At 72.1% G+C, this 5,813-nt stretch carries 3 protein-coding genes; 2 read left to right on the forward strand and 1 reads right to left on the reverse strand.

Annotated elements, in window-relative coordinates; translation table 11 throughout:
* Positions 1–153 precede the first annotated feature (153 nt).
* Positions 154–849, reverse strand: a complete 696-nt coding sequence (locus LCD31_RS00910; RefSeq protein WP_224955462.1) for a TetR/AcrR family transcriptional regulator — start codon at positions 847–849, stop codon at positions 154–156.
* 174 nt (positions 850–1,023) lie between these two features.
* Between LCD31_RS00910 and LCD31_RS00915 the strand changes: the two genes are divergently transcribed.
* Positions 1,024–3,747 (forward strand): efflux RND transporter permease subunit, encoded by a 2,724-nt coding sequence (locus LCD31_RS00915; protein ID WP_224955463.1) that lies wholly within the window; start codon positions 1,024–1,026, stop codon positions 3,745–3,747.
* A gap of 20 nt (positions 3,748–3,767) precedes the next feature.
* A complete protein-coding gene (locus tag LCD31_RS00920; protein WP_224955464.1) occupies positions 3,768–5,693 on the forward strand; it encodes a YhgE/Pip domain-containing protein in 1,926 nt (641 codons plus the stop codon).
* The last annotated feature ends 120 nt before the right edge of the window (positions 5,694–5,813 follow it).

Here is a 5,813-nt window from a genome sequence, read left to right on the forward strand (position 1 = left end):
GCCCCCACCCACCCCGGCTCCGAACTTCGTCCGGGGCGTCCACTTGGACGTGCATCAGAAATCGCGGCCGCACCGAAAAGCGGGCAGCGAGGAAGCCGCTGAGGTTCCGCTACCCGACCCGCCGCGCAACTGGAGTCGAACGACAGTCGTCAGTCAGTCCCCGTCCAGTGTGGTGGTGAGGCTGTGCACCAGGAGGGGGAGCGTTCGCATCACCTTCTCGCGCACGCTGCGGTCGGGGTCCTCGTCCCCGGCGAGGATCGCCTCCTGCATGGCCGAGTCGAACTGGTCGACCAGCAGCCGGGTGAGGTCGAGGGTGTCGATCCGGAAGCGGACGCCGACGGCCCGCACCGCGGTGTCGATCATCGTGGCGAGCTCGCGCTGGAAGGACTGCGCGGCGGCCAGGAACCGCGGGGCCACGTCGGGGTCGCGCAGCGCCAGCAGCCGGAACTCGCTCTGCATCAGGCACCACTGCCGGATGTCCGGCTGGAACGACATGACGTCGGCGATGATGCCTTCGATGTGGGCGGGCGCCGGTTTGCCGCCGGTCTCCCCGAGCGGCGCCACCAGCCGGGAGAAGTGTTCGCGCAGCGTCTCCAGCCGGGCCCGGTTCTCCCGCTCGGTGAGCGCGAAGAACAGTTCCTCCTTGCTGCCGAAGTTGGAGTAGAACGCGCCGCGGGTGAAGCCCGCGTCGTCGGCGATGGCCTCGATGGAGGCGCCGTTGATGCCGTGCTCGCTGAACTGCCGATAGGCGGCGTCCAGCAGCCGTTCCCGGGTCCGGGCGCGCCGGGCGGTCTCGCGCGCGGGCGCGTCCGCGCGCCCCTCGGGTGCGACGAGCTTGTTCGCGCTCATCACGAACCTTCCTTCCTGCGGTGTGCACCTGCGGATTTCCCGCCGATCGCGGCCCGCGTGGAACCGTCTCATCGTATCCGATACGCTCATGTATCGGATACAGCGTTGTATCCACTTCCCCTGATCTGGTGATCCGCCGTCCGGCGAGAACCTTCCCGGCGACAGGAGTGTGGCGTGTCCTCGTTCCTCTACACACTGGGGCGGAGGGCCTACGCGGCCCGCAAGACCGTCCTCGTGATCTGGCTCCTCGTGCTCGTCGTGACCGGCGGCGCGGCCGGTCTCCTGTTCAAAGGAATGGACAACAACGTCACGATCCCCGGCACCGAGGCGCAGAACGCCCTCGACCGGCTGTCGGTGACCTTCCCGCAGACCAGCGGCGCCTCCGCGCAGATCATCGTGGTCGCCGACGACGTGCGCGCCCCGGCCGTGCAGCGCGAGGTCGAGCGGTCCGTGGACGAGCTCGAAGGCATGGACGAGGCCGCCTCCATCGTCTCGCCCTACAACGCGGACCTCGGCGGATCGATCAGCGAGGACGGCGAAGCCGCCCTGATCATGATCCAGCTGGAGGGGCAGACCATGGAGATCGGTCAGCCCACCAAGGACCACATCGCCCAGATCTCCGCCGACCTCCAGCAGCGGCTCCCGGAGGGCTCCCAGTCCTCCTACGGCGGGCCGCTGTTCGCGCAGAGCTTCCCCGGCATCAGCATCGTCGAAGCGCTCGGCCTGGTGATCGCCATCGTGGTGCTGATGATCACGCTGGGCTCGTTCCTCGCCGCGGGCATGCCGCTGGTGAACGCGCTGATCGGGGTCGGCGTCTCCACCGCGCTCATCCTCGTCTCGACCGCGTTCGGCTCCGTCACCGCGACCACGCCGCTGCTGTCGCTGATGCTCGGCCTCGCCGTCGGCATCGACTACGCGCTGTTCATCGTCTCCCGGCACCAGCAGGAACTCGCCCAGGGCGTGTCGCCGCAGGAGGCCGCGGCGCGGTCCACCGCCACCGCGGGTTCCGCGGTGATCTTCGCCGGGCTGACCGTGGTGATCGCGCTCGTCGGCCTCGGCGTCGCGGGCATCCCGTTCCTCACCACGATGGGCGTCGCCGGTGCCGTCGCCGTCGCCATCGCCGTGCTCGTCTCGCTCACCCTCATCCCGGCGCTGCTCGGCTTCGCCGGGGCCCGGCTCACCCCGCGGTCGGCGCGGGCGGGCAAGCGCACTCGCGCCGACCGCGCCAAGCCGCCGGTGGGCGAGCGGTTCTTCGCCGGCTGGGTCCGCGCCGCGACCCGCTTCCCGATCGTCACCGTGCTCATCGTCGTCGGCGTCCTCGGCATCGCGACCGTGCCCGCCGCCGGGCTCCGCCTCGGGCTCCCCGACGCGGGCGCGCTGCCGCACGGCGACCCGGCGCGGGTCACCTACGACCTCACCGACGAGCACTTCCCGCAGGGCTTCAACGGGCCGCTGATCGTCACCGGCAGCATCGTCACCAGCGAAGACCCGCTCGGCCTGATGAACGACCTCAAGGCCGAGATCGAACGGCTGCCCGGCGTCGCCGACGTGCCGATGGCCGTGCCGAACCCGACCGCGGACACCGGCATCGTGCAGGTGATCCCGGAGGGCGCCCCGGACTCGCAGCAGACCAAGGACCTCGTCGAGGAGATCCGCTCGCTGCGCGGGCACTTCCAGGAGGCCTACGGCATCGACATCTCCGTCACCGGCTTCACCGCCGTCGGCATCGACGTCTCCGACAAGCTCGGTGAAGCGCTGCTGCCGTTCGGCGTCGTCGTGGTCGGGTTGTCGCTGGTGCTGCTGACGATGGTGTTCCGCTCCATCGCCGTGCCGATCAAGGCGACGCTGGGCTACCTGCTCAGCATCGGCGCCTCGATGGGCATCGTGACGCTGATCTTCCAGGACGGCTGGGGCGCCGAGGCGCTCAACGTCGCCCGCACCGGGCCGGTGATCAGCTTCATGCCGATCGTGCTGATGGGCATCCTGTTCGGCCTCGCCATGGACTACGAGGTCTTCCTGGTGTCCCGGATGCGCGAGGAGTACGTGCACACCAAGGACGCCCAGGCCGCGATCCACACCGGTTTCGTCTCCTCCGGCAAGGTCGTCACCGCGGCCGCGGTGATCATGTTCGCGGTGTTCGCCGCGTTCGTCCCCGACGGCGACGCCAACCTCAAGCCCATCGCGCTGGGGCTCGCGGTCGGCGTGTTCGTCGACGCGTTCATCGTGCGCATGACGTTGGTGCCCGCGGTGCTCGCGCTGTTGGGGGAGAAGGCGTGGTGGATGCCGCGGAAGCTGGACCGGGTGCTGCCCGCCTTCGACGTCGAAGGGGAGAACCTGCGCGAGGAGATCGAGCTCGCCGACTGGCCGCGCCCTGGTTCGAACGAGGCCATCGCCTGCGCCGGGCTGCGGCTCGACGACCCGTCCACCGGCACACCCGTCTACCGGGACGTGGGCTTCCTGGTGGAGCGCGGCGGCACCCACGTGGTGCGCGGCGTGCACGAATCCGCGATCACCGCGGTGCTGCTGACGCTGTCCGGCAGGCTCCAGCCCGACTCCGGGCGGCTCAAGGTCCTCGGCTACGTGCTCCCCGCCCGCGGCTCCGCCGTGCGGTCCCGGGTCGCCTACGTCGACGCCGGTGCGGGCGGCGCGGACGCGGTGCGGGCGGCGCTGCGCGAAGAACCGGAGGTCCTGGTGCTCGACCGCACCGACCGGGCCTCCGACCCCGGCGAGCGCGGCCGCATCCGCGAACTGCTCACCGGTGCCGGGACCACCGTCATCGCCGGCACCACCGGGCTTGCCGAGGCGCGCGACGTGCTGCCCGCCGGTGCCCCCGCCACCCTCACCGAACTGCGCGACGACGCCGCGATGCCCGACGTCCTCTCCGCCGCGATCCGCTAGAAAGCAGAGGTAATCAGACGATGGCGAAGCGCCGCTTGATCCTCCCCCTGATCGGCCTGCTGCTGGTACCGCTGGCGATCGCGGGCCTGCTGATCTGGTCGCTGGGCAAACCCGAGGACCGGTTGAAAGACGTCAAGGCCGCCGTCGTGAACAACGACGAACCGGTCGAGGTGAACGGCCAGCTCACCCCGCTCGGGCGGCAGCTGTCCGCGAAGCTCGTCGGCGGCGAGATCGAGAGCAACTACAGCTGGGAGTTCGCCACCCCGCAGACCGCCGCCGAAGGCCTGGCGGACGGCAGCTACGCCGCGGTCGTGACGATCCCGGAGAACTTCTCCGCCGCCGCCACCTCCTTCTCCGGCGACCCGGCGCAGGCGAAGAAGGCCACCATCGACGTCAGCACCGGCGGCCGCAGCAAGTTCGCGGACGAGGCGATCAGCCGGGTCGTCACCAACACGGCCGCCGACCTGCTCGGCAGGCAGCTGACCACGACCTACCTGGACAACGTGTTCGTCGGGTTCAACACGCTCGGCGACAAGCTCGGCGAGGCCTCCGACGGGGCGACCTCGCTCGCCGACGGCGCGCAGCAGCTCGCGGGCGGCACCGACCAGCTCGCCGGTGGCGCCGACCAGCTCGCGGACGGTTCGCGGGCGCTCGCCGACGGCATCGGCGCGCTCGAAGGCGGCGCGCAGCAGCTCAAGACCGGGATGGGCGGGCTCGCCGACGGCATCGGCCAGCTCAAGGAGCAGACCGCGCAGCTGCCCGGCCAGGTCGGCCAGCTCGCCGACGTGTCCGCGCAGGAGGCCCAGGGCGTGCAGCAGCTCTCCGGTGGTCTCCAGGGCATGTCCGAAAGCCTCGCCGAGATGAGCAAGGAGTGCCCGCCCGGCACGCTGCCCATCTGCAACAAGATCGCCATCCAGGCGGCCACCGCGAAGGCGCTCGGCGACGGTGCCGGGCAGCTGCAGCAGGCCAGCACCGGCGTGTCCGGCGGGCTCGCCGCGCTCGCCGGGAAGACGCCCGAGTCCGGTGGCGGGCTCGTCGCCCTGTCCGGCGGCATCGACCAGCTCCACGACGGTGCCCAGCAGCTCGACGGCGGCGTGGGTCAGCTCGCCGACGGGATCTCGCAGACCGGTGGCGGTGCCGGGCAGCTCGCCGACGGCGCCGACCAGCTCGCCCAGGGCGTGCGCGGTCTCTCCGACGGTGCCCACCAGCTCGGCGACGGCACCGGGCAGCTGTCCTCCGGCCTCGACCAGGCCGTGGACCAGCTGCCCAGCTACCCCGACGGCGACCGCGACAAGCTCGCCAAGACCGTCGCCAACCCGATCACCACCGCGGAGGGCAGCAGCCTCGGGTTCGGTTCGTCCGGGATCGCGCTGTACTCCGTGCTGGCGCTGTGGGTCGGCGCGATCGCCACGTTCCTGGTGCTGCGCGCGGTGCCGCGCCGCGCGCTGGAATCGACGCGGTCCTCGTTCGCGCTGGCGCTGCGGCAGTTCCGGCTGCCCGCGGTGGTCGGGCTCGCGCAGGGGCTGCTGGTCGCGGTCGTCGTCGGCGTCGCGCAGGACCTGTCGGTGGGCGGCTGGTTCGGCTGCGCCGGGCTGGCGATGCTGACCGCCGTCGCGTTCACCGCGGTGAACCAGGCGCTGGCGGGCGCGTTGCGCGGCACCGGCCGGTTCCTGGCGATGCTCGTCGCGGTGGTGCTGCTGGCGACCGGGTTCATCACCGCGGTGCCCTCCGCGTTGAGCTCGGTGCTCGCGGCGCTGCCGGTCGGGCCCGCGCAGGACGCGCTGCGGGCCGTGGTGGACGGCTCCGCGCCGGGCGGCGGCACCGTGGTGCTGCTGGTGATCTGGGGGCTCGCCGGGCTGGTGGTCTCGTACCTGGCCGTCGAGCGCGGGCGCACCGTGCGGGCCACCCGGCTCACCGGGTTCACCGCGCGGACCGCGGAGGCGTGATCCGCTGAAGTCCACTGTGGACGTGGGGGGGGGGGGGGGGGGGGGGGGCGCCCCCCCCCCCCCCCCCCGCGCGGGCCGGGGGGGGGGGGGCGCCGCCCGGGGCTGTGGGGGAGAGGGGGC

It is taken from the genome of Saccharopolyspora sp. 6M (assembly GCF_020176775.1).
Taxonomy (GTDB): Bacteria; Actinomycetota; Actinomycetes; order Mycobacteriales; family Pseudonocardiaceae; genus Saccharopolyspora_C; species Saccharopolyspora_C gregorii.